Annotated in this window: 22 protein-coding genes; 11 read left to right on the top strand and 11 right to left on the bottom strand. The window is 66.8% G+C overall.

All coding sequences use genetic code 11. The features are described from left to right. Window positions 1-8 precede the first annotated feature (8 nt). The 5 genes from FZ938_RS11295 (at window position 9) to trpE (ending at window position 4,532) form a co-directional block, all read left to right on the top strand. Window positions 9-224: a hypothetical protein gene (locus FZ938_RS11295; protein WP_149198554.1), complete on the top strand. Its 216-nt coding sequence runs from the start codon at window positions 9-11 to the stop codon at window positions 222-224. A gap of 35 nt (window positions 225-259) precedes the next feature. Then, a complete protein-coding gene (locus FZ938_RS11290) occupies window positions 260-586 on the top strand; it encodes a hypothetical protein (protein WP_149198553.1) in 327 nt (108 codons plus the stop codon). A gap of 111 nt (window positions 587-697) precedes the next feature. Beyond that, window positions 698-877, top strand: a complete 180-nt coding sequence (locus FZ938_RS11285) for a CsbD family protein (RefSeq protein WP_149198552.1) — start codon at window positions 698-700, stop codon at window positions 875-877. 220 nt (window positions 878-1,097) lie between these two features. After that, on the top strand, window positions 1,098-2,978 hold the full coding sequence (locus FZ938_RS11280; protein WP_149198551.1) for a peptidylprolyl isomerase: 1,881 nt from the start codon (window positions 1,098-1,100) through the stop codon (window positions 2,976-2,978). A gap of 42 nt (window positions 2,979-3,020) precedes the next feature. Further along, window positions 3,021-4,532 carry an anthranilate synthase component I gene (gene trpE / locus FZ938_RS11275; protein WP_149198550.1) on the top strand — a complete coding sequence of 504 codons (1,512 nt, stop codon included), beginning with the start codon at window positions 3,021-3,023 and terminating at the stop codon, window positions 4,530-4,532. A 414-nt stretch (window positions 4,533-4,946) separates the two neighbouring features. Here the strand turns inward: trpE and FZ938_RS11270 are convergent, their stop codons facing one another. From FZ938_RS11270 to FZ938_RS11220, 10 genes are all read right to left on the bottom strand, one after another. After that, complete coding sequence (locus FZ938_RS11270) at window positions 4,947-6,434, bottom strand: carboxypeptidase M32 (RefSeq protein WP_149198549.1); 1,488 nt, start codon at window positions 6,432-6,434, stop codon at window positions 4,947-4,949. Then, entirely contained in the window at window positions 6,412-7,212 is an 801-nt protein-coding gene (locus FZ938_RS11265; protein WP_149198548.1) for an SURF1 family protein, read from the bottom strand. Before FZ938_RS11265 ends, FZ938_RS11270 begins: the two co-directional genes overlap by 23 nt. Next, window positions 7,209-7,616, bottom strand: coding sequence for a DUF983 domain-containing protein (locus tag FZ938_RS11260; protein ID WP_149198547.1), 408 nt, complete (start codon window positions 7,614-7,616; stop codon window positions 7,209-7,211). The genes FZ938_RS11265 and FZ938_RS11260 overlap by 4 nt, the downstream gene beginning before the upstream one ends. A gap of 33 nt (window positions 7,617-7,649) precedes the next feature. Further along, window positions 7,650-8,525 carry a cytochrome c oxidase subunit 3 gene (locus tag FZ938_RS11255; protein WP_211101046.1) on the bottom strand — a complete coding sequence of 292 codons (876 nt, stop codon included), beginning with the start codon at window positions 8,523-8,525 and terminating at the stop codon, window positions 7,650-7,652. 21 nt (window positions 8,526-8,546) lie between these two features. After that, window positions 8,547-9,188: a cytochrome c oxidase assembly protein gene (locus tag FZ938_RS11250; protein ID WP_149198546.1), complete on the bottom strand. Its 642-nt coding sequence runs from the start codon at window positions 9,186-9,188 to the stop codon at window positions 8,547-8,549. Beyond that, window positions 9,188-9,373, bottom strand: coding sequence for a hypothetical protein (locus FZ938_RS11245; protein WP_149198545.1), 186 nt, complete (start codon window positions 9,371-9,373; stop codon window positions 9,188-9,190). Before FZ938_RS11245 ends, FZ938_RS11250 begins: the two co-directional genes overlap by 1 nt. Next, a complete protein-coding gene (gene cyoE / locus FZ938_RS11240; protein WP_149198544.1) occupies window positions 9,370-10,281 on the bottom strand; it encodes a heme o synthase in 912 nt (303 codons plus the stop codon). Before cyoE ends, FZ938_RS11245 begins: the two co-directional genes overlap by 4 nt. Before the next feature lie 151 nt (window positions 10,282-10,432). Then, a complete protein-coding gene (gene ctaD, locus FZ938_RS11235; protein ID WP_174757279.1) occupies window positions 10,433-12,067 on the bottom strand; it encodes a cytochrome c oxidase subunit I in 1,635 nt (544 codons plus the stop codon). A 132-nt stretch (window positions 12,068-12,199) separates the two neighbouring features. Further along, window positions 12,200-13,051, bottom strand: coding sequence for a cytochrome c oxidase subunit II (gene coxB / locus FZ938_RS11230; RefSeq protein WP_149198543.1), 852 nt, complete (start codon window positions 13,049-13,051; stop codon window positions 12,200-12,202). A gap of 692 nt (window positions 13,052-13,743) precedes the next feature. Next, window positions 13,744-15,123 (bottom strand): DUF3422 family protein, encoded by a 1,380-nt coding sequence (locus tag FZ938_RS11220; RefSeq protein WP_246457401.1) that lies wholly within the window; start codon window positions 15,121-15,123, stop codon window positions 13,744-13,746. A 229-nt stretch (window positions 15,124-15,352) separates the two neighbouring features. On the opposite strand from FZ938_RS11220, the gene tldD reads away from it, so the two are divergent. The 4 genes from tldD (at window position 15,353) to FZ938_RS11200 (ending at window position 18,519) form a co-directional block, all read left to right on the top strand. Continuing rightward, on the top strand, window positions 15,353-16,786 hold the full coding sequence (gene tldD, locus FZ938_RS11215; RefSeq protein WP_149198541.1) for a metalloprotease TldD: 1,434 nt from the start codon (window positions 15,353-15,355) through the stop codon (window positions 16,784-16,786). Window positions 16,787-16,936: 150 nt separating this feature from the next. Then, complete coding sequence (locus FZ938_RS11210) at window positions 16,937-17,497, top strand: polymorphic toxin type 46 domain-containing protein (RefSeq protein WP_149198540.1); 561 nt, start codon at window positions 16,937-16,939, stop codon at window positions 17,495-17,497. Between the two features lie 86 nt (window positions 17,498-17,583). After that, complete coding sequence (locus FZ938_RS11205; RefSeq protein ID WP_149198539.1) at window positions 17,584-17,871, top strand: immunity protein Tsi6 family protein; 288 nt, start codon at window positions 17,584-17,586, stop codon at window positions 17,869-17,871. Window positions 17,872-17,979: 108 nt separating this feature from the next. Then, window positions 17,980-18,519, top strand: coding sequence for a glycine cleavage system transcriptional repressor (locus FZ938_RS11200; protein WP_149198538.1), 540 nt, complete (start codon window positions 17,980-17,982; stop codon window positions 18,517-18,519). A gap of 171 nt (window positions 18,520-18,690) precedes the next feature. Here the strand turns inward: FZ938_RS11200 and sugE are convergent, their stop codons facing one another. Continuing rightward, the gene (gene sugE / locus FZ938_RS11190) at window positions 18,691-19,008 is read right to left on the bottom strand and encodes a quaternary ammonium compound efflux SMR transporter SugE (protein WP_149198536.1); all 318 of its coding nucleotides are present in this window, start codon (window positions 19,006-19,008) and stop codon (window positions 18,691-18,693) included. Window positions 19,009-19,233: 225 nt separating this feature from the next. Here sugE and FZ938_RS11185 point away from each other — a divergent pair, with 225 nt between their 5' ends. Together FZ938_RS11185 and mfd are read left to right on the top strand one after the other, a co-directional pair. Beyond that, complete coding sequence (locus FZ938_RS11185; protein ID WP_149198535.1) at window positions 19,234-19,542, top strand: FAD assembly factor SdhE; 309 nt, start codon at window positions 19,234-19,236, stop codon at window positions 19,540-19,542. A gap of 76 nt (window positions 19,543-19,618) precedes the next feature. Further along, entirely contained in the window at window positions 19,619-23,260 is a 3,642-nt protein-coding gene (gene mfd / locus FZ938_RS11180) for a transcription-repair coupling factor (RefSeq protein ID WP_149198534.1), read from the top strand. Window position 23,261: the final 1 nt, after the last annotated feature.

Here is a 23,261-nt window from a genome sequence, read left to right as displayed (position 1 = left end):
ATACGGCGATGTTCATAGACGCGACCAATCCTATGCGGGACGCCTTTGAAACGATCCAGGCCACCGACGTGATCTCGGATGCGAAGAAGCACGTCCTGTTTCAGGGGCTGGAGGCATTGCGCCGTCAGCATTGCCCGGAGCCGGCCCAGGCCGTCCGATGCTGCGAGGAGTGCCTGACCCGACACCGCTGCCTGCCGGCGGTTCTCGACCTGCTCGGTTCCTGACCATCAGCCCCGACGATCGGATTGGACGCGGCAGAGTGAGGCTTACGCTCGACGACGAAGCGACATTGTGTTCCGTCGAGATCCTGGCGGAGGCGGTCGAGATGGCTTTCGTTCCCGGCATCCTCGAACTGCGCACCCTGCGCGATTCCCTGAATGAGGCCCTGCGCACCCGCTCCCCGGCGGCGGTGAGGCTGGCCTACAGCGCCTTCAGCCGCGTCGACCGCGATTTCCGCGACAAGATCGCCCACCACGCCCTCCAACTGGCGGCGCTGCGCCGGCACAGCGCCGGCCCGATGCACATCGGCGGTGGCGCCCCACCGCGCCGGGCTGATCGCGGTATCGACGAGCCGCGCCGGGCCTGATGCCCGAAGCCCTCAACGAGGTCGACTTGTCTTTCGTGTACTATTTGTAATGGACCTTTTGCCCTTCCGCCCTGTTGTTCCGGCATAATCAACACGCAAGAGGTTGCCACCATGGACAAGGACCGGATCGAGGGCGCCGCCCGCACCGTCAAGGGCTCGATCAAGGAAGCGGCCGGCAAGCTGACCGGCGACACCAAGACCGAGGCGGAGGGCCGGGGCGAAAAGGCTGCCGGCAAGGTGCAGAACAGCATCGGCGGCGCCAAGGATGCGCTGCGCGATGCGCTGAAGTAATCCCGGCACCCGCCAAGGGTTCCAATACAAGCCGCGTAACCGACGCCCCGGCCCCGCCATTTCCGCAGGGCCGGGGCGTTCGTTTGCGAATTGCCGCCGACGAGAGGAGCAGCGCCGGAGTTCGGCGGCGTGGAAATGGGCTGTTGCCGCCCCACCCTCCCCTATCTATGATGCGCCGCCCCGGCCGGATGGCCGAACGACGCGCTTAGATTCGGGTCCCATGCTCCAGTTCATCCGCAATTTCGCCGGCTCCTGGGTCGTCAAGATCCTGTTCGTGCTGTTGATCCTCAGCTTCGGCATCTGGGGGATCGGCGACGTGTTCCGCTCCACCACCCCCACCACCGTCGCCGAAGTCGGCAAGGTGGAGATCGGGCAGCAGGCGCTGGACCAGGAATTCCGCCGGCAGATGGAACGGCTTCGCCCGATGCTGGGCGGAAACCTGACCGCCGAGCAGGCCAAGCGATTCGGCCTTCTGGAGCAGTCGCTGCAATCGCTGATCCAGCGCACGCTGTTCGACCTTGCGGCAGCCGACATGGGCATCGCCGTCGGGCCGGAAGTGGTCCGCATGCGCATCGCCGAAGAGCCGGCTTTCCGCAACCAGCAGGGCCAGTTCGACCCGAACGTCTTCCGGTCCGTGCTGCGCAACAACCAGCTGACCGAAGACGCCTATGTCGCGATGATCCAGCGCGAGACGGCGCGCCAGCTGGTCGCCGGTGCGGTGTCCGCCGGCCTCACCCCGCCGCAGCCGCTGGTGCAGGACCTCTACCGCTATCGCGGCGAAAAGCGCGTGGCGGAGGTGGTGACCCTGCCGAACGCCGCCGTCGGCGACGTCGGTGTGCCCGACGACGCGATGATCAAGCAGGCGTATGAGGACCATCAGGTCCGTTTCACCGCTCCGGAATACCGCGCCCTGACGGTCGCCCGCCTGTCGCCCGACGCGCTGGCCAAGGACATCAAGATCGACGATGCCCAGCTGCGCAAGGCGTATGAGGAGCGCGCCAGCGAATTCGGCGCCCCGGAAAAGCGCACCGTGCAGATGGTGGTGGTCGACGACGAGGAGAAGGCCAAGCAGATCGCCGAGGCCGCGAAGGCCAAGGGCCTCACCGAAGCCGCCAAGGATGCCGGCATCGAGCCGGTGACGCTGGACAACATCGCCAAGGCCGACCTGCCGGAGATCGGCGACGCCGCCTTCGCGCTGGAGCCGGGCAAACCCTCCGACCCGATCAAGAGCGCGCTCGGCTGGCATGTCATGGCCGTCAACGGCGTCACCCCGGCCTCGACCAAGAGCTTCGAGGACGTCCGTGGCCAGTTGGAGGCCGAGTTGAAGAAGGAGCAGGCGCTCGACTCCGTCTTCTCCATCGCCAACCGGGTCGAGGACCAGCTCGCCAGCGGCGCGCCGCTGGAGGAGGTGGCGCAGGCCCAGGGTCTGGCCCTGACCAAGGTCGCGGCCGTCGACAGCACCGGCAAGGCGCCGGACGGCAAGGACGCCGCCCCCGATCTGCCCGGCCTGAAGGGCCTGCTGCCCAACGCCTTCCAGCTGAAGACCGGCGCCACTTCCAACCTGGCCGAGGGAGAGGGCAGCGTTTTCACCGCCGTCCGCGTCGACAGCGTGATCCCCGCCGCCGTCCGTCCGCTGTCCGACGTGCGCGATCAGGTCATCGCCGACTGGCAGCAGGAGCAGCGTGCCGAGCGCGCCGCCAAGAAGGCCGAGGAAATCGCCGCCAGCCTGAAAACGGGTTCGGAAGCCGCGGCGCAGGATGTGGCCACCCAGGCCGGCGCCAGCTTCGCCATGACCGCCCCCTTCACCCGCGATGCCCAGTCGGTCCAGGGCCTGCCGGCCGACATGGTCGCCAAGCTGTTCGCCGCCAAGCCGAACGAGGTCGTCACCGGCAACACCGCGGACGCCCAGGTCGTCGCCCGGCTGAAGGAGGTCATCCCCGCCGACCCGAAGGCCGCCGACGCCGATCTGGCGCCGGTCCGCGCATCGGTCGAACAGGGGATGGAGAACGATCTTGTGGCTGAATTCACCAACGCGCTGCGCGACAAGTATCCGGTCCGCATCCACCGCCAGCGCATCGATCAGTTCTTCGCCAGCAACTGAGTCTCCGGCTCAGCCGACAGCAACCCCGAGAGGTTCCGTGCCGTGAAGGTCCAGCCCGATACCACCACCTTCGATGCCGCTTACGCCGCCGGTCGGCCGCAGGTGGTGTGGACCACGCTGGTCAGCGATCTGGAGACTCCGGTTTCCGCCTATATGAAGCTGGCGGACGGCCGTCCGTTCGGCTTCCTGCTGGAGTCGGCGGAGCGCGGGGCCGGATCGCGGCGCGACCGCTATTCGGTGATCGGTTTCAAGCCCGACGTGGTGTGGCGGTCGCGCGGCAACCGGGCGGAGATCAACCGCGACGCCCTGCACGACCGCGACGCCTTCAAGCCGCTCGACAAGGCACCGCTTGAAGAGTTGCGCGCGCTGATCAATGAGAGCCGGATTCCGCTGCCGGATGAGCTGCCGCCGATGGCCGCCGGTCTGTTCGGCTACATGACATACGACATGGTCCGCCTGATGGAGCGGCTGCCGGACAACAATCCGGACGAGCTGAACATCCCGGACGCCATCCTGACCCGGCCCAGCATCGTCGCCATCTTCGACAGCCACACCGATTCGATCACTCTGGTGACGCCGGTTTGGCCCAGGGCCGGCAAGGATGCCGCCACCGCCTATGCCGATGCGCGGGAACGGCTGACCGACGCGCTGGCCGACCTGGAACGTCCTCTGCCCTATCGGCGGGAGCCGCGGACGGAGAACGGCCTGCCGCTGGCCTGGACCTCCAACACGACGCGCGAGGAGTATCACGCGATCGTGGAGAAGGCGAAGGAGTACATCCGCGCCGGCGACATCTTCCAGGTCGTGCCGTCCCAGCGCATCCGCTTCCCCTTCAAACCGTCGCCGCTGGCGCTGTACCGCACGCTGCGCCGCCTGAACCCGTCGCCCTTCCTGTTCCACTGCGACTTCGGCGAGTTGACCGTTGTCGGCTCCAGCCCGGAAATTCTGGTGCGGGTGCGCGACGGCAAGGTCACCGTCCGCCCGATCGCCGGAACCCGTAAGCGCGGCGCCACCACGGCGGAGGACGAGGCGCTGGCCGCCGATCTGCTGAGCGATCCGAAGGAATTGGCAGAGCACCTGATGCTGCTCGACCTCGGCCGCAACGATGTCGGCCGGGTGGCGAAGGTCGGCACCGTCAAGGTCACGGCCAAGATGATCGTGGAACTCTACAGCCACGTCATGCACATCGTCTCCAACGTCGAGGGTGACCTCGATCCGAAATTTGACGCGCTCGACGCCTTGGTCGCCGGCTTCCCGGCCGGCACGGTGTCCGGCGCGCCGAAGGTCCGCGCCATGGAGATCATTGACGGGTTGGAGAAGGCCCGCCGCGGCGTCTACGCCGGCTGCGTCGGCTATTTCGGCGCGTCGGGCGCGATGGACACCTGCATCGCCCTGCGCACCGCCGTGCTGAAGGACGGCATGATGTATGTCCAGGCCGGCGGCGGCGTCGTCGCCGACAGTGATCCGGAGGCCGAGTATCAGGAGACCGTCAACAAGTCGATGGCCTTGATCCGCGCCGCCGAGGAAACCCTGCGCACCACCGCGCGCGGGTGACCGCCGCAGTCACGTTCAACGAAAAACGGCCGCCTTATGGGCGGCCTTTTTCATGCCGGCACAGTTGCCGGCGACAAAAGCCTCTTCTTGCGAATTGGCTTATCCACAGAAAATTGCACGCCACCGGACAGCGGCACCGCACACATCTGCAACCATGCATCTATAGTGGGATGGTGTGAACGGGGTGGCGGATTGGCCGCCACCGCCGCACACAACAAGGGAGAGAAGAGGATGGACAAGATCCTCACGCTCCTGATCCTGCTGTTGCCGATCATCAAGGCGTGCCTTGATCTTCTGAACCGCTGATCGGATGGGTGCGTCGGGGTCGATCACACCCCGACGCACCTGTCCCTAAAGATAAGCCATTTCCCGCGCTTGCCAAGAGGCTTCCGCAAGCTCCCCGCGCATTGGCGGTCAGAGATACCGCCGCTCCAGGTGGCGCTTGAACACCGACGAATCCAGCGGGCGGCCGGTTGCCGTCATCAGCAGTTCATCGCCAGAGGCGTGGAAGCACCCGGTTTCGTGAACGTTCACCCTCAGCCAGTTCACCAGCGGCGCGAACTCGCCCCGCGACAGCGCCGGGACGATCTCCGGGTCGGCGGTGCGGGCGGCGTCGAACAGTTGGGCGGCGGTCATGGCGCCCAGCGTGTAGCTCGGGAAATAGCCCCAGCCGCCACCCGGCCAGTGGATGTCCTGCAGGCAGCCCAGCCGATCGTTCGGTGGCACCACGCCCACCAGTTCCGCCATGCCGTCGTTCCAGGCGCCCGGCAGGTCCGGCAGGGTCAGATCACCGGAAATCAGCGCCTTTTCCAGGCGATAGCGCAGGATGATGTGGGCGGGATAGGTGACCTCGTCGGCATTGACGCGGATGAAACCGCGCTCCACCCGGCTGTAGAGCCGGCGCAGGTTGTCGGCCTCCCAGGCAGGCCCTTCCCCGCCGAAGGTCTCGCGCACCACCGGCGCCAGCCACGTGATGAACTCCGCCGAGCGGCAGGCCTGCATCTCCATCAGCAGCGACTGGCTTTCATGCACCGCCATGCCGCGAGACTGGCCCACCGGCTGGCTCAACCATGCACGCGGACGGTTCTGTTCGTAGAGCGCATGACCAGTCTCGTGCAGGATGCCCATCAGCGCGTCGGTGAAGTTCGCCTCGTCGTAGCGGGTGGTGATGCGCACATCGCCGGTCGCCCCGCCGCAGAAGGGATGCAACGACACATCCAGCCGCCCGCGGCTGAAATCGAAGCCCAGCCGTTCCATCATGCGGACGCCAAGCTCGCGCTGCTTTTCGACCGGGAACGGCCCTTGCGGCTCATTTACCGCCGGCGCCGCAGCTTGGCGGTCGAGGACGCCGCCGATCAGGTCGGGCAGGAAGCCGGACAGGTCGGCGAACAGCGCATCGATGCGTTCCGCCCGTGCCCCGGGATCGTGGCTGTCGAGCAGCGCGTCATAGGCGCTGATCCCCATCACGGACCCCAGCGCCTCCGCTCCTTCCCGCACGCGGGCCAGCACCTCGGTCAGGGAGGGCAGCAGCTTGGCGAAGTCGCTCTCCGCCCGCGCCGCGCGCCATGTCATCTCGCAGACGGAGACGGCCTTGCTGGTCGCCTCCACCAGGTCGGCGGGGATGGCGGTGGCGTGGACATGGTTCCGGCGCATCTCGCGCAGGTTGGCGCGCTGCCAGGCGTCGAGGCTGTCGTCGCTCTCCGCCTCGGCCAGCAGATCGGCCATGCGCGGGTCGGTCGCCAACTCGTGCGCGATCACCGACAGGGTCGCGGTCTGCTCCGCCCGGCCGTCGTTGGCCCCTTCCGGCATGATCGTCTGGGTGTCCCAGCCGAGGATGCCCAGCGCGTCGCCGATGGCGGCGATGCGGGCGTGGCGGCGTTCAAGCTCCTGATATGCGGTCATCGGGTCGTCCGTCGGTTCCGGTGTCGGCGCGCTTGCGCTGTGACAGCACGTAGATCCCGGCGAGCGTCACCGCAAGCCCATACCAGGTCAAGGCATACTGCAGGTGGTTGTTCGGCAGTTCCACCCGCGGCGCAATCCCCGCCAGCGTTCCGGCCGGCGCGCCGGGCAGCCCGGCCCCCTGCCCCGGCAGCATCTCCACCACCACGGGAGCCACCTCGCCCAGCGAAAGCGCAGCCGCCATCGCCGACGGATCGGCGCGCATCCAGGCGGAACCCGGCGACGGGGTCCCATTGCCGGGTTGGAAGAATCCGGCAGGCTGCGGCACGCGAACGATGCCCTTGACGCTCACCTCCCCCTCGACCCGCGCAGCGGTGCGGGTCGAGGGATCGCGGCGGTCCATCGGCACGAAACCGCGGTTGACCAGTACGATGCCGGCCCCATCCACCCGCCGAAACGGAGTCAGCACTTCGTAGCCCACCTGTCCCTGATGCGGGCGGGCGATCAGCAGCATTTCCTTGTCGTTCAGGAAGCGTCCCGCCAGCGTCACCGGGCGGAACTCCCACACTGCCGGATCATCGATGCGGGCGGGGAAAGGCACCGCCGGTTCGGCCATCTGCCGGTCGATCCGGGCGATCAGAACCTGTTTCCACTGCAGCCGCTCCAGCTGCCATGTGCCGAGCCCGATGGTCACCGCCAACCCGGCGAGAGTGACCAGCGTTGCCCCCAGCGACGGGCGAAAGCGGCGCCGCTCGCCTGCTTCGGCGGCGGCGGCACTCACGAACCCTTCTCCACTTCGCTGCGGCGATAGCGGTACTGCAAGGCGACGACATAGGCCTTCGCGGGCCGCAGCATGCCCAGCGTCAGCGCCAGCACGACGATGCTCCAGACGATGGCATGCAGCCACAGCGGCCAGTCCACCGTCATCGACACCCACAGCGCCACCGGCACCACAAGGAAACCCAGGATGAAGATCAGGAAGACCGCAGGCCCATCGCCGCTGTCGACCTGCGAGAAATCCAGGTCGCAGACATTGCAGCGCTCCGCCACCGTCAGATAGCCGTCGAACAGCCGCCCCTTGCCGCAGCGCGGGCACGCGCTGCGCAGGCCCGCCGACAATGGGGAAACTCTGGGGTACAGATCGATCACGCAATGAACTCCCGTTCGGACCGTTCCGGCAGACATATGGGCCGCCGGAACGGCTCGGCACCGGTGGCGTCAGTGTGCGGCGATCACACCGCCATGACCACCCCACCAATAGACCGACACGAACAGGAACAGCCAGACGACGTCGACGAAGTGCCAGTACCAGGCCGCCGCCTCGAAACCGAAATGGCTTTCCGGCGTGAAGTGCCCCTTCACCGTGCGCACCCAGCAGACCGCCAGGAAGATGGTGCCGACCAGCACATGGAAGCCGTGGAAGCCGGTCGCCATGTAGAAGGTCGACGGAAAGATGCCGTCGGTGAACTTGAAGGCGGCGTGGACGTACTCATAGCCCTGGAAGAAGGTGAACAGCGCGCCCAGCAGAACGGTCAGCCCCAGCGCCTTGGCGGCCGTCCGGTTCTGTCCCTCGAGAATTGCATGGTGCGCCCAGGTGACGGTCACGCCCGACAGCAGCAGCGTCAGCGTCATCATCAGCGGCATGTCGAACGGGTCGATGACATGCACGTTCGGCGGCGGCCAGATGGCGTCGGGATTGATCGGCGAAACCTTGGGCTCCAGCGCCGCATGGAAGAAGGCCCAAAAGAAGGCGGCGAAGAACATCACCTCCGACGCGATGAACAGCGCCATGCCATAGCGCAGGCCGATCTTCACCACCGGCGTGTGTGCATGCTCCACCACCGACTCGCGGATGACGGATCGCCACCAGCCGAACATCGTCACCAGGATGGCCAGTATTCCCAGCACCAGCAGGAACTTGCCGCCGCCGTGCATGAAGATGACCAGCCCGGTCGCCAGAAGCCCGCCGGAAAATGCGCCGATCAGCGGCCAGGGGCTGGGCTTCAGCAGATGGTAGGGATGCGGGATGCCGGCGCCCGGTTCATGGGCTGATGGTTCGGCGTGCGGCATTTGCCCGTGGGTGATGTCGGCCATCGTCTCACTACCCCATATTGTTCAGTTTGTGGCGGTCGCCCCCGGCTCCGCCTTTTGTTTGATTGCCCCCGGTGCCTCGGACGTGGCGGCTGCCGTGTGCTGCGCAAGCTTGGCCTCGCTGTCCTTGGCGCGGAAGAAGGTGTAGGACAGCGTGATGGTGGTCACGTCGTCCATGTTCGCATCGTCGGCCATCGACGGATCGACGAAGAAGGTCACCGGCATGTCAACGACCTGACCGGGCTCCAGGATCTGCTCGTCGAAGCAGAAGCATTGGATTTTGTTGAAATAGACGCCCGCCTTTTCGGGGGTGACGTTGTAGACCGCGGTGCCGACAGTGGGCTTGTTCGCCCGGTTCTCGGCGCGATAAGCGGCAAATCCGGTTTCGCCCAGCTTCAGCACCAGCTCCTTCTGCTCCGGCTTGAAGGACCAGGGAAGGGCGGAGTTGGTGTCGGCATTGAAGCGGATGGTCACCTTGCGGTCGACGACGCGCGCCGCAGCCTGCTCCGCCCGCTGGGTCGTGCCGCCGAAACCGGTGACGGAACAGAACAGGGAGTAGAGCGGGACAGACGCGTAGGTCAGCCCGATCATCCCGGCCACCATCCCGAACAGGGAGCCGAGGATGAGGCGGTTGCGGCGGCGCAGCTTGTCGTCGCGCCCGGCCATCAGTGCGCCCCACCCATCCGCACCACCGTGATGGCGTAGAACAGGGCGACCAGCGCCAGCAGCGCGGCCAGAACCGCCAGATTGCGGCCCCGCAGCTTCTTGGCGCGAAGGTCGGCCTCCTGCCGCCTTTGCTCTTCGACCGAGGTGCGGGTATCGGTCAGGTCGTCGCGTTCCATCACCGTCATGCCCACCCTCCAAGGATCAACTGCTCGCCCATCATCACGGCGAACAGCAGGAACAGGTACAGGATCGAGAAACCGAACATCTTCTTGGCCGGCTTGTCGTCGGCGGCCCGCAGGACGCGGACGGCGCAGCCGACGAACATCAGGCCGAGGATGGCCGACACCGCCAGATAGACCGGTCCGGCGATGCCGACGAAGTACGGCGCCGCGGCCACCGGCAGCAGGATCAGCGTGTAGAGCAGCATCTGGCGCTTGGTCGCCGCCTCCCCCGCCACCACCGGCATCATCGGCACGCCGGCGCGGGTGTAGTCGCCGTTGCGGAACAGGGCCAGCGCCCAGAAATGCGGCGGCGTCCACAGGAAGATCAGCAGGAACAGCAGGATGGACGGCAGGTCGACCGTGCCGGTCACCGCGGCCCAGCCGATCATCGGCGGGAAGGCGCCGGCAGCCCCGCCGATCACGATGTTCTGCGGGGTCCGGCGCTTCAGCCACATGGTGTAGACGAAGATGTAGAAGCCGATGGTGACCGCCAGCAGCGACGCCGCCGTCCAGTTCACGGCCAGCCCCATCACCACCACCGACAGAACCGACAGGGTGACGCCGAAGCCCAGAGCCTCCGCCGGTTCGACCCGGCCCGAGGGGATCGGGCGCTTCACCGTGCGGGTCATCACCGCGTCGATGTCGCGGTCATACCACATGTTGATGGCACCCGACGCGCCGGCACCGACGGCGATGCACAGAACGGCGACCATCGCCAGGAAGGGGTGGATATGGCCGGGCGCCAGCACGATGCCGGCCAGCCCGGTGAAGACCACAAGCGACATGACCCGCGGCTTGAGCAACTCGATGAAATCACCGGCCGACGCCCCTCCGGTATGGTTGAGCGTCAGTTCGTTCGTCACGTCCGTCATATCATGTCCTTGTCGTCTTCTAACCCCGGTCCGTCACCCCGGCGCCCTCTGCCATTTCATGGCCGCCTGCGCCCATTTTCGGGCTGCTCGGCTTGGTACCCTTTTTATCGGGCGGGCGCCTCCTCGCGGCGACGCCCGCCCGTTAGCATGCTTACTTCACCTGCGGCAACGTTTCGAAAGCATGGAACGGCGGCGGTGAGCTGACCGACCATTCCAGCGTGCCGGCCTGCGGCCCCCAATAGGCGCCCGGCACCCGTTCGCCGCTGCGCAGGGTCTTCCAGGCGATCCACACGAACAACAGCGTCGAGGCGAAGGAGAGGTAGGCCCCCAGCGACGAGACCATGTTCCAGCCCCAGAACGCGTCCGGGTAGTCCGGGATGCGGCGCGGCATGCCCGACAGGCCCAGGAAGTGCTGCGGGAAGAACACCAGGTTGACGCCGATGAAGGTGGTGTAGAAATGGACCTTGCCCCAGAACTCCGGATACTGGCGCCCCGACATCTTGCCGATCCAGTAGTACCAGCCGGCGAAGATCGAGAACACCGCGCCCAGCGACAGCACGTAGTGGAAGTGCGCCACGACGTAGTAGGTGTCGTGCATGTAGTTGTCGAGACCGCCGTTCGCCAGCACCACGCCGGTGACACCGCCGACCGTGAACAGGAAGATGAAGCCCAGCGCCCACAGCATCGGCACCCGGAATTCGATCGACCCGCCCCACATGGTGGCGATCCAGGAGAAGATCTTCACGCCCGTCGGCACCGCGATGATCATGGTGGCCGCGGTGAAGTAGGCCTTGGTGTCGACGTCCAGGCCGACCGTGTACATGTGGTGCGCCCACACGACGAAGCCGACCACGCCGATCGCGACCATGGCATAGGCCATGCCGAGATAGCCGAACACCGGCTTCTTGGAGAAGGTCGACACGATGTGGCTGATGATGCCGAAGGCCGGCAGGATCATGATGTAGACTTCGGGGTGGCCGAAGAACCAGAACAGGTGCTGGAACAGGATCGGGTCGCCGCCGCCTTCGGGGTTGAAGAAGGTGGTGCCGAAATTGCGGTCGGTCAACAGCATGGTGATGGCGCCGCCCAGCACCGGCACCGCCAGCAGCAGCAGGAAGGCCGTCACCAGCATCGCCCACACGAACAGCGGCATCTTGTGCAGCGTCATGCCGGGCGCGCGCATGTTGAAGATGGTGGTGATGAAGTTCACCGCGCCGAGGATCGAGCTGGCGCCGGCCAGATGCAGGGCGAAGATCGCCATGTCGACCGATGGCCCGCTGTGGCCCAGCGTCGAGGACAGCGGCGGGTAGATCGTCCAGCCGGTTCCGGCGCCGGTGCCGACGAAGGCGGAGCCCAGCAGCAGCAGGAATGCCGGCACGATCAGCCAGAAGCTGATGTTGTTCATGCGCGGGAAGGCCATGTCGGGCGCGCCGATCATCAGCGGCACGAACCAGTTGCCGAAGCCGCCGATCAGCGCCGGCATCACCACGAAGAACACCATGATCAGGCCGTGCGCCGTGATCAGCACGTTCCACATCTGGCCGTCGGAGACGAACTGCAGCCCCGGCGACTGCAGCTCCGCCCGCATGATGACGGAGAACAGGCCGCCGATCAGCCCGGCGATCACCGAGAAGATCAGATAGAGCGTGCCGATGTCCTTGTGGTTGGTCGAATAGAACCAGCGCTGCACGAAGCCGGGGACGTGATGATCGTCATGCCCGTGCCCATGGTCGCCAGCATGCTCCCCATGTCCTGGTGTGCCATGTCCCGGTGTGGCGTTTGCCATGTCTCTACCCTTTGTCGCTGTCCCTGGCCGCCGTCCGATCCGGTTCGTTCGGACGTCCGGCGGCTGGGTAGGTTCTTCTTATCGCGTCGTCCCTCTGGCGGGCGTTGCGAAGTCCGCTTGTTCGACCCGCGTTTACTCGACGAGCGTGCCGGTCGGGCGCTGCGCCACGTCGCGGTCGCCATCCTTCGGCGCGAAGGCGGTCTTGGCCTTGGCGACCCAGGCGTCGAACGCTTCCCGGGACACGGCTTCCACCGCGATCGGCATGAAGCCGTGGTTGGTGCCGCAGATCTCGGAGCACTGGCCGTAATAGACGCCTTCGCGCTCGGCCTTGAACCAGGTCTCGTTGATGCGGCCGGGAACGCCGTCCTTCTTCAGGCCGAAGGCGGGAACCGCCCAGGAATGGATCACGTCGCCCGCCGTCACCAGCACGCGCACGGTGGTGTTCACCGGCACGACCACGCGGTTGTCGACCTCCAGAAGGCGCTTCTGGCCGGGCTTCAGATCCGTCTCGGGGATCATGTAGCTGGAGAAGGTGATGTTGCCGTGGTCGGGATATTCGTAATCCCAGTACCACTGGTGACCGGTGACCTTGATGGTCATGTCTGCCTGCGGAATGCGCTCCGCCGCGTAGAGCAGCTTGAAGGACGGAACGGCGATCACGATCAGGATGATGACCGGAACCACGGTCCAGGCGACCTCGAGCAGCGTGTGGTGCGAGGTCCTGGACGGGACCGGGTTCCTCTTCGCGTTGAAACGGACGACGCAATAGGCCAGCAGGCCCGCGACGAGGATCACGATCAGCGTGATGATGACGGTCAGCAGGTCGTTGAACGAGGTCATCAGGTGCTTGACCGGCGAGGCGGAGGGCTGCATGCCCATCTCCCACGGCCGCGGCTCGTTCGCCAGGGCGGTCGTCACACCCCAGCCCCCTACCATCGACAGCACAGCCGCCAGGCCGGCGGCGTACAGGCTTTGCCTTCTCATCCCCAACCCCTTCTTAGCCGCGACGCTCGTCATGGCACGCGGTCGTCTCTTCCCGCCGACGCTCCCTCCGCCCTGTTGGTCCGGACCAATATCTGTTCGCGCGGTCCATGGTTGGGCTTATCAGCGAACGCCAGTTTATGCAGGGATCACGCCATCTTAGCGCGACATATACCCGCAGCCGGAGCTTATCCCCGCGCCCCGCTGGGTTACAAGCCTTTCCTCTCTCCCACTGTATGCATAGACTTTTCCTCACATTCGGATGGGCCGTGCGGATAAAGGTTGAGCACAGGCTGGGGTCATGCCATGCGACATTCCGCCGCAGTCCGTTGGACATGCGGATTTTTGCCGGAATGGACGCAGGAAAGGATCAGAGGGTGGATCGCGGACAGCGCGCAGGATTGTTGCGGCGCTTGGGGGCGACTCAGGAGGTAAGGATGGGGAAAGTTCCGGCTTCGGGCTAGGTGAGCGAAGGTGATAGGCGCTTGCCCCCACCCTAACCCTCCCCCCGCTCTCAGCGGACCTACGGTCCGCCTGCCGCGTCAGCACAAAGCAAAGCTCTGTGCGAGAGCTGGGCGGGGGAGGGGACAAGTGCTGATGCGGGAGAGTGGCGGCAGCCCCTCCACCGCCCAGCGGGGGAGGTTAGGTGGGGGTCAAACTTGCCCTAGAAAATTGGCAAACTGACGCCGCGCCCCTCAATGCCCGCCGACCAGCACCTTGCGAATCCGGCGCACGCCCGACCAGACGAAGGCGATGACGATGGGGATCATCACCCCAACCAGCATGTCGGGATCGACCTTGAGCCCGAAGCCCTTCAGCCCTTTCGCCGCATAGCCGACGATGCCGACGAGGTAATAGCTGATCGCCACAACCGACAGCCCCTCGACCGTCTCCTGCAGGCGCAGTTGCAACTGCGCACGGCGGTCCATCGACTGGAGAAGTTCGGCGTTCTGACCCTCCACAGCGATCTCGACACGGGTACGCAGCAGGTTGCTGGCCCGCGCGACGCGCTGCGAGAGCGAATCGAGACGCTGCTCCACCGCCTCGCAGGTGCGGATCGCCGGGTTCAGGCGGCGGTCCATGAACTCCTGGATGGTCTGCAACCCCTCGATCCGGATCTCGCGCAGTTCCTCGATTCGCCGCTCCACCAGCTCGTAGTAGGCGCGGGCGGCGCCGAATCGATAGGCGGTCTCGGCGGAGATCTGCTCGGTCTGGGCCGCCAGCAGGGTCAGGCGGTCCAGCAGGTCGCGTTCGTCCTGCAGGCCGCGCAGGCTGGCGATGCGGGTGGTGACGTCGGACAGCCCGGCCTCGATCGGGCCGATGCGGGGCAGCACGCCGCGGGCCATCGGCAGGGCCAGCAAGGCCAGCACGCGGTAGGTCTCGATTTCCAGCAGCCGCTGGACGACGCGGCCGGTCTGTCGCGGCGTCATCGAATGGTCGGCGACCAGCATCCGGGAAAAACCATCGCCGTGGATGCGGAAGTCGGTCCAGGCGGTCGCCGACCGGCCGGCGATCCGCGACCCGACATAGCTTTCCGACCCGAACATCGCCGCCATCATGTTGGGGGACGGCTCCGGCTGGTCGGGGGAGAGCACGGCGACATGGATGCCGACCAGCAGCTCGCCCGGCAATCCGGCCAGCCAGTCGCGCGGCAGGGCGTGCAGCGCCGGCTCCAGGAATGGATCGGCCAGGGAGCCGGCCGGCATCGCGCTGGGGCGGAAGACAGTCCAGGCCGAGAATTCCGTATGCCGCTCCCACTTCAGGTGAAAGCTGCCGAAGGAGGCGCTGTGGTGGGTGGCGCCCTGCGGCGGCCGGACCACGCCGGCCCAGTCGCACAGCGCCTCCAGATGGCGGCGGTCGGACTCCGCCGCGCCCTCCCCCGACAGCATCGCCAACATGGTGGCGCGCACCGGCGCGGCCAGCGATTCGGGTGGCCGGGCATGGACCTCGTTGGTCAGCGTCTGCCGCAGCGGATGGTCCCGCAGCGGACGCGGCCCGGTCATGCCGGCACCGATTCCGGAGGCGCCGGCGCGGTTCAGGGTATCCGTGGTCGTCCGCACCGCTCCGTCGCCCATGCTTTCCTCCGCCATCCCAGCACCGTACCGTGAGGATACACAATCCGGCATCGGCGAACTTGCCGGATCGCGCCAGCGTCGCCACACTATAGTCAGTCCGTTAGAACACATCGTACGGTGCGGCGCGAGACCGCCCGCTATGACACTGTGTCCTACCATGGAACAAGGCCGGCACAAGCCATCGGGCCGGGCAGACCGGGTTCCGCCCCATCACAGGTTCGGAGTTTTCATGAGCGCGCTTGCCGTCACCGACGATCTCTTCTTCAACCGCGCCGGCATGGACCGCGCCCGCGTGGAAGGCGTCGTGCAGGACGCCCTGCACAGTGCCGACGATGGGGAGCTTTATCTCGAATACGCCCAGAGCGAGTCGCTGGGCTGGGACGATGGGAAGCTGAAGTCCGCCAGCTTCGACACCACCCAGGGGTTCGGCCTGCGCGCCATCGCCGGCGAGGCGACCGGCTACGCCCATGCCAGCAACCTGTCGGAAGATGCGATCCGCCGCGCCGCGGCCACCGTGCGCGCCGTGCAGGCCGGCCACACCGGCACGCTGGCGGAACCGCCGGCCGGCACCAACCGCGCGCTCTACATCCCCGACAACCCCCTTCACCTCGTTCCCTTCGAGGAAAAGGTGAAGCTGCTGGCCGACATCGATGCCTATGCCCGCGCCAAGGACGAGCGGGTGCGGCAGGTCAGCTGCTCGATCAGCGGCGAATGGCAGGCGGTGCAGATCATGCGCGCCGACGGCGTGCGCGTCGCCGACCTGCGTCCGCTGGTCCGCCTGAACGTCTCCGTCGTGGTGGCCGAGGGCGACCGGATGGAAACCGGCGGCTATGGCGGCGGCGGCCGAGTCACCTACGAACACTACATCCAGCCGGAGACCTGGCGCGGCTTCGTCGACGAGGCGCTGCGGCAGGCGCTGGTCAACCTCGCCTCCGTCCCGGCCCCGGCGGGTGAGATGACGGTGGTCCTGGGCAGCGGCTGGCCCGGCATCCTGCTGCACGAGGCCATCGGTCACGGGCTGGAGGGTGACTTCAACCGCAAGAAGACCTCCGCCTTCTCCGGGCTGATGGGCCAGCGCATCGCGGCCCCCGGCGTGACCATCGTCGATGACGGCACCATCGAGAACTCGCGCGGTTCCATCAGCGTCGACGACGAGGGCACGCCCGGCCAGTGCACCACGCTGATCGAGGACGGCATCCTGGTCGGCTTCATGCAGGACCGCATGAACGCCCGCCTGATGGGGATGCGCCCGACCGGCAACGGCCGGCGCCAGAGCTTCGCCTACAACCCGATGCCGCGCATGACCAACACGGTGATGCGCAACGGCAACCACACGCCGGAAGAGATCATCGCCTCCGTCAAGAAGGGCATCTATGCCAAGAACTTCGGCGGCGGTCAGGTCGACATCACCAACGGCAAGTTCGTCTTCTCCGCTAGCGAGGCCTACCTGATCGAGGACGGCAAGCTGGGTCCCGCCGTGAAGGGCGCCACCCTGATCGGCAACGGGCCGGACAGCCTGACCAAGGTTTCGATGATCGGCAACGACAGCCGCCTCGACCCCGGCGTCGGCACCTGCGGCAAGGACGGCCAGGGCGTACCGGTCGGCGTCGGCCAGCCGACGCTGAAGCTGGAAGGCCTGACCGTTGGCGGCACCGCCGCCTGACGCCCAGGGGTATCCCCACTCCCGTGCCTTGAAGAGGGGCCGGACCGTACATGCGGTCCGGCCCCTCTTCGCATTTCGGGCTTGGAGCACCCGATTGCATTGGTATCGTCCTATCTGAGATTTTCAACCTTCCGGACTGGATGACTGCCCATGTATTCACTTCCGCGCATTTTCAAGGCAGCGATACTCGCATTGGGACTGGCGATGGTTTCGGCACTGCCGGGACACGCCCAGACCGCCCCCACCGCCGAGCAGGTGGTCGCCGCCAAGTCCGCCGGCACCAGCGCCGACCAGCTGAACGCGCGCGTGGTGGTGGCAAGCTATTTCTATTCCTCGACCGACCTCACCTCCGCCCGCTACGCCGATGACTCCAAGGGCATCGATTTCTCCAAGCCGCTGGAGGTGATCGACGTGGCCGCCGGCACCACCTGGTACCAGTATGTCCGCACCGGCTACGACAGCATTCGATTCGGCAACTTCTTCTCTCCGGTGGTGACGGCGACGCCCGACTGCCTCGGCATCTCCGGCGCCGGCCGGGCCGAATACAAGGCGGTTCTGCCCGCCGGCCAGGGGCTGAAATCGGTCGCCGCCCCCATCGTCGACAGCTGGACCACCCCCGGCACCAGCGTGCAGACCAAGGGCGGCTGCGCCCAGGTCGTGGTGCCGAACACCGTCAAGGCCGGCGTCACCAGCGGCGGGCTGGTCCAGTAAGGTCGTGACCAACCGCCGCCGTCGCTGTTCTCCCGATGGCGGCGATGGTCCAGACTGGCCGCCGCCTTTCGCAACGGAGTCCCGCCATGTCCGACATCGCCACCACCGACGATCTGCGCCGCCATATCGCGCAGGCCCAGGCCGGGGTTGCCGCGCTGGAACGGCGGGAGCCGGAGAACAGCTGGCTGACCAGCATCCGGCGCCAGCTCGACTATGTCGACTCTGCGGCGCGGGACGGAGCCAAGCGGCTGGACCGCGCCGACGACCTGAATTTCGGCCTGCTCGCCTCCCATTATGTCGATGACATCGACCCGGAGTTGGCGGCGAAGCTTCACGCCATCAGAGCCGCCACCCGCCGGCTGTTTGGCGGCTAAGCGATATTTTGTGCTGGCGTTCCCGGCACCCCGCTTCGATGATCGCCCATCCGGACGGCACGGCCGAACCCGTGCCCCTCGAAGAAATCCGATCACGGGAGACGTGCGATGGCGACGGAATCGACTGCTGGCTTGGCCCTGGTTTCCACCTTCTGTCCCGACCGGGTCGGTCTGGTCTCCGGCATCACCAGCCACCTGTTCGAACAGGGCATCAACCTGCGCGACGCCACCTTCGCCTCGCTGGGCAGCGGCGCCGAGTTCTCCGCCGTCTGCGAACTGCCCGAAAACCTGACGGTGGCGGAGGTTCAGGCCAGCCTGTCGTCCCTGCCCGTCCTGGCCGGCGCCGAAGTGAAGGTCAGCCCGTTCGCCTTCGACCCGCAGCCCGGCCCGCAGGCGCTGGTCACCCACCGCGTCGAGGTGTCGGGCGGCGACCAGCCCGGACTCGTGGCGCGCCTGTCTGAGATCTTCACCCAGTTCGACGCCAACATCGTCCGTCTGGACGCGCAAACCCTGCCCGACCGCGCCGGCGAGCGCTACGTCCTGCGCTTCTCGGTGTCGATCCCGGCGGAGCGGGCGGAAGTTTGCCTGTCTGCGGTGGCGAACACGGCGGAGACGTTGGGGCTGACCTGCCGGACGGAGGCGCTTTGAGGGGGTGCTGAATGCCCCCTCCCCATCCCTCCCCCGCTTCGCGGGAGAGGGGGCAGAATGCTTGTCGGCGTAAACTGAATTGCGAAGCGGCGGAGTTCCCTCTCCCGCGTTAGCGGGGGAGGGTTAGGGAGGGGGCACCAGCACCCCGCACTCCACACCTAGCCCCCAAACTCACCCATGCAGAACCTTCAGCCCCACGATCCCGCCGATGATCGCCGCGATGCACAGCAGCCGCAGCGCCCCGGCGGGTTCGCCGAACAGCATCATGCCCAGCACCGCGGTGCCCACGGTGCCGATTCCCGTCCACACCGCATAGGCGGTCCCCAGCGGCAGGCTTTTCAGCGCGACGCCCAGCAGCAGGATGCTCGCCAGCATCGCCGCGGCGGTCAGCACGCTCGGCACCAGGCGGGTGAAGCCCTCGGTGTATTTCAGGCCGACGGCCCAGGCGATTTCGAAAAGACCGGCGAAGAACAGCGTGACCCACGCCATGACGGCGACTCCGTCCTGGAATGGCGGGGTCGTCCCCACCCGGTTACCCTCTTTCCATCGGTGGGGTCGTCCCCACGGGTCTGAGCGCAGATAGGACATCAGTTGGCCAGGGTCAAGGCAGGCAGCCATGGTTGCATCGCCGCGCCGGCCCGTGCAGGATGGGGTTCCTGAATGGTTCCCCCCTTCGCCGCTGGTGGCGCTGGGGGCTTTCGACGTTGGACAGCAATGACCGAAAACGGTACCGCACCGGCTCCCGAGAAGGCCGAATCGATTGAAAACCGTCGCAAGCGCCTGCGCTTCCGCTCCTGGCACCGCGGCACGCGGGAGATGGACCTGCTGATGGGCAGCTTCGCCGACGCCCATGTCGGCGACTTCGACCATGCCATGCTCGACCGGTTCGAGGCGCTGCTCGAGCTTGGCGATCCCGACCTCTACGACTGGATGTCAGGGCGGGAGCCGGTGCCGGCCGAGCATGACAATGACGTGATGCGCCTGTTGACGGCATTCCGTTACACACCACGTCAAGGCTCGTGACGGAGCCGGTCAAGACTCCTGACGGAGCCGGTCAAGGCTTCCCGACAAGCACTCCCCTTCTCCGAGGCATCCTCCTTTGGTCAGTTACGATCTCCAGCCCGGCCGCGCCGGCCGTCTCCTGATCGGCGGCGCGCCCGAGGGTCATGACGCCCGCATCCTGGCGGAGCTTGCGCAGAAGGCCGGGGCCTATGGCCTGCTGCATGTGGCGCTGGACGACACGCGCTGCGCCCTGCTGGCGGAGGCGCTGGCCTTCTTCGCGCCGAAGCTGGAGGTGCTGACCTTCCCGGCCTGGGACTGCCTGCCCTATGACCGGGTGTCGCCGAACGGCGGCATCGTCGCCCGGCGCATCGACACGCTGACCCGTCTGATCGCCCGGCGCGAGACGGCGTCGAATCGCGACGGTCTGGCGCCGCTGATCGTGCTGACCACCGTGAACGCCGTCGTGCAGAGGGTGCCGCCGCGCAGCGCCTTCAAGGACGCGGTGTTCACCGCCAAGCTGCGCGACCGGATCGACCTGGAGAAGCTTCAGCGCTACCTCGCCGGCAACGGCTACACCCGTGCCCAGACGGTGCGGGAGCCGGGCGAGTTCGCGGTGCGCGGCGGCATCGTCGACCTGTTCCCGCCGGGCACGGAGGAGCCGCTGCGCCTCGACCTGTTCGGCGACGAGCTGGAGGGAGTGCGCGCCTTCGATCCCATGACCCAGCGCACCACCGACAAGCGCGACCGTGTCGAGCTGAAGCCGATGTCGGAGGTCTTCCTCGACGAGGCCGGGATCGCCCGCTTCCGCTCCGGCTACCGCGAGCTGTTCGGCGCGGTGACCGACGACGATCCGCTCTACGAGGCGATTTCCGCCGGCCGCAGTTATGGCGGGATGGAACATTGGCTGCCGCTGTTCCATGAGAGCATGGACACGGTGCTGGATTACCTGCCGCGCGGCATCGTCAGCCTGGACCATCAGGCCAACGAGGCGCGCGACGCCCGCATCGCGCAGGTGGTCGATTTCCATGCCTCCCGCGATTCGATGATGACCATCGAGAAGCGGGCGGGATCGCCGGTCTACAAGCCGGTGCCGGTCGCCTCGATGTTCCTCGACGCCACCGTCTGGGACGCGCTGATGGCCGAGCGCGCAGTAGCGCAGCTCCAGATCTTCTCCACTCCCCCCGGGATCAAGGGCACGGTGGACGCTGGCGGCAAGCGTGGCCACGACTTCGCGGAAGAACGCAACCGCCCCGACATCAACGTCTTCGACGCGGTGAAGGACCATATCCGGGCGCTCCGTGCCGACGGCCGCCGGGTGCTGATCGCGGGATATTCGGCCGGATCGCGCGACCGCCTGTCCAACGTGCTTGCCGACCACGGCATCCCCGGCCTGGAGCCGGCGGAGAACATGGAGGATGTCCGCCGTTTCGACCGCGGCATCATCGGCACCATCGTGCTGGGGATGGAGCATGGCTTCACCTCCCCCGACCTCGCCGTCATCACCGAACAGGACATCCTCGGCGACCGTCTGGTCCGCCCGGCCAAGAAGAAGCGCAAGGCCGCCAACTTCATCGCCGAGCATTCGGCCCTGCATGAGGGCGATATCGTCGTCCATATGGACCACGGCATCGGCCGCTATGACGGGCTGGAGACGCTGGAGGTCACCGGCGCCCCGCACGACTGCCTTCGCATCGTCTATGAGGGCGGCGACAAGCTGTATGTCCCGGTCGAGAACATCGAGGTGCTGTCGCGCTACGGCTCGGAAGACGCCAATGTCCAACTCGACAAGCTGGGCGGCGCCGGCTGGCAGGGCCGCAAGGCGCGAGTCAAGAAGCGCCTGAAGGACATGGCGGAAGCCCTGCTGAAGATCGCGGCGGAGCGGATGCTGAAAAAGGCCGATCCGGTGCTGACGCCGGAGGGGGTCTATCAGGAATTCGCCGCCCGCTTCCCCTACCCCGAGACCGACGACCAGTTGAAGGCGATCGAAGACATCTTCACCGATCTCGGCAGCGGCCGGCCGATGGACCGTCTGGTCTGCGGCGACGTCGGCTTCGGCAAGACCGAAGTGGCCCTGCGCGCCGCCTTCATGGTGGCGATGAGCGGCAAGCAGGTCGCCGTCGTCGTGCCGACCACCCTGCTGGCGCGCCAGCATTTCAAGACATTCTCCACCCGCTTCGCCGGCCTGCCGGTGCGTGTGGTGCAGCTGTCGCGCATGGTCACCGCCCGCGAACAGACGCTGGTGAAGAAGGAACTGGCGGAGGGCACGGCCGATATCGTCGTCGGCACCCATGCTCTGCTCGCCAAGGGGCTCGACTTCAAGCGGCTCGGCATGGTGATCGTCGACGAGGAGCAGCATTTCGGCGTCAAGCAGAAGGAGCGGCTGAAGGAGCTGCGCGCCGACATCCATGTGCTGACGCTGACCGCCACGCCGATCCCGCGCACCCTGCAGATGGCGTTGTCCGGCGTGCGCGAGCTGTCGCTGATCGCCACCCCGCCGGTCGACCGTCTGGCGGTGCGCACCTTCGTCCTGCCCTACGACCCGGTGGTGATCCGCGAGGCGATCCTGCGCGAGCACTATCGCGGCGGCCAGACCTTCTACGTCTGCCCGCGTATCGAGGATCTGGCGAAGGTCGCCGAACGGGTGCGCGAGTTGGTGCCGGAGGTCAAGATCGTCACCGCCCACGGCCAAATGCCGGCCAGCGAGCTGGAAGACGTGATGACCGCCTTCGACGAGGGCAAGTTCGAGGTTCTGCTCGCCACCAACATCATCGAAAGCGGCCTGGACATCCCCAACGCCAACACGCTGATCGTCCACCGCGCCGACCTGTTCGGACTGGCGCAGCTCTACCAGATTCGCGGCCGCGTCGGCCGGTCGAAGAAGCGCGGATACGCCTATCTGACCTACGCACCCAACAAGCCGCTGAACGCCACCGCCCAGCAGCGCCTGCACGTCATCGAGACGCTGGACAGCCTGGGCGCCGGCTTCCAGCTCGCCAGCCACGACATGGACATCCGCGGCGCCGGCAATCTGCTGGGCGAGGAGCAGTCGGGGCAAGTGCGCGAGGTCGGCGTCGAGCTGTACCAGCAGATGCTGGAGGAGGCCGTCGCCAACGCCCGCGCCGCTATGCAGGAGGGTGCCGTCGCCGCCGCAGCCGCGCAGGAGTGGGTGCCGCAGATCAACCTGGGCACGCCGGTGCTGATTCCGGAAAGCTACGTCCCCGACCTGACGGTGCGCCTGTCGCTCTACCGCCGCATCGCCGATCTGGTCGACCGGGCGGAGGTGGATGGCTTCGCCGCGGAGTTGATCGACCGTTTCGGCAAGCTGCCGGAGGAGGTGGAGAACCTGCTGGACGTCGTCACCATCAAGCGCTGGTGCAAACAAGCCAACATCGACCGCGTCGATGCCGGGCCGAAGGGACTGGTGCTGGCCTTCCACGACAATTTCTATGCCGAGCCGGCCAAGCTGCTGACCTACATCGCCCAGCATCTGACGCTGATGAAGCTGCGGCCCGACCACAAGCTGGTCTACATCCGCGAATGGCCCGACCCGCAGGCCCGCGTGCGCAGCGTGCAGAAGCTGGTGAAGGATCTGGCGGAGATGGCGTCGGGCGGTGGCGTGCCACGCGGCGAAACCCCGCCGCCGCCCCCTCCCCCGCCGCCGCCCAAGCCGACCGGCGCCAAGATCGCCTCGCGCTTCGGCACGCCGTCGCGCTTCGGCCGTCCGACCGGACGGCGCTGAG

Source organism: Azospirillum oryzae, from assembly GCF_008364795.1.
Taxonomy (GTDB): domain Bacteria; phylum Pseudomonadota; class Alphaproteobacteria; order Azospirillales; family Azospirillaceae; genus Azospirillum; species Azospirillum oryzae.
The sequence above is the reverse complement of the archived record's forward strand: the minus strand, read 5'-3'. Positions and strand labels throughout refer to the sequence as shown.

Coding starts and splice junctions, on each gene's coding strand:
- sugE (WP_149198536.1), bottom strand. CDS start 19,008: ATGGCGTGGGTCACGCTGTTCTTCGCCGGTCTTTTCGAAATCGCCTGG.
- coxB (WP_149198543.1), bottom strand. CDS start 13,051: ATGAGAAGGCAAAGCCTGTACGCCGCCGGCCTGGCGGCTGTGCTGTCG.
- ctaD (WP_174757279.1), bottom strand. CDS start 12,067: ATGGCAAACGCCACACCGGGACATGGCACACCAGGACATGGGGAGCAT.
- tldD (WP_149198541.1), top strand. CDS start 15,353: ATGAGCGCGCTTGCCGTCACCGACGATCTCTTCTTCAACCGCGCCGGC.
- FZ938_RS11185 (WP_149198535.1), top strand. CDS start 19,234: ATGACCGAAAACGGTACCGCACCGGCTCCCGAGAAGGCCGAATCGATT.
- FZ938_RS11255 (WP_211101046.1), bottom strand. CDS start 8,525: ATGGCCGACATCACCCACGGGCAAATGCCGCACGCCGAACCATCAGCC.
- FZ938_RS11285 (WP_149198552.1), top strand. CDS start 698: ATGGACAAGGACCGGATCGAGGGCGCCGCCCGCACCGTCAAGGGCTCG.
- FZ938_RS11260 (WP_149198547.1), bottom strand. CDS start 7,616: ATGTCTGCCGGAACGGTCCGAACGGGAGTTCATTGCGTGATCGATCTG.
- FZ938_RS11205 (WP_149198539.1), top strand. CDS start 17,584: ATGTCCGACATCGCCACCACCGACGATCTGCGCCGCCATATCGCGCAG.
- FZ938_RS11210 (WP_149198540.1), top strand. CDS start 16,937: ATGTATTCACTTCCGCGCATTTTCAAGGCAGCGATACTCGCATTGGGA.
- cyoE (WP_149198544.1), bottom strand. CDS start 10,281: ATGACGGACGTGACGAACGAACTGACGCTCAACCATACCGGAGGGGCG.
- FZ938_RS11250 (WP_149198546.1), bottom strand. CDS start 9,188: ATGGCCGGGCGCGACGACAAGCTGCGCCGCCGCAACCGCCTCATCCTC.
- FZ938_RS11280 (WP_149198551.1), top strand. CDS start 1,098: ATGCTCCAGTTCATCCGCAATTTCGCCGGCTCCTGGGTCGTCAAGATC.
- FZ938_RS11295 (WP_149198554.1), top strand. CDS start 9: ATGTTCATAGACGCGACCAATCCTATGCGGGACGCCTTTGAAACGATC.
- FZ938_RS11245 (WP_149198545.1), bottom strand. CDS start 9,373: ATGACGGTGATGGAACGCGACGACCTGACCGATACCCGCACCTCGGTC.
- FZ938_RS11200 (WP_149198538.1), top strand. CDS start 17,980: ATGGCGACGGAATCGACTGCTGGCTTGGCCCTGGTTTCCACCTTCTGT.
- FZ938_RS11270 (WP_149198549.1), bottom strand. CDS start 6,434: ATGACCGCATATCAGGAGCTTGAACGCCGCCACGCCCGCATCGCCGCC.
- FZ938_RS11220 (WP_246457401.1), bottom strand. CDS start 15,123: ATGGGCGACGGAGCGGTGCGGACGACCACGGATACCCTGAACCGCGCC.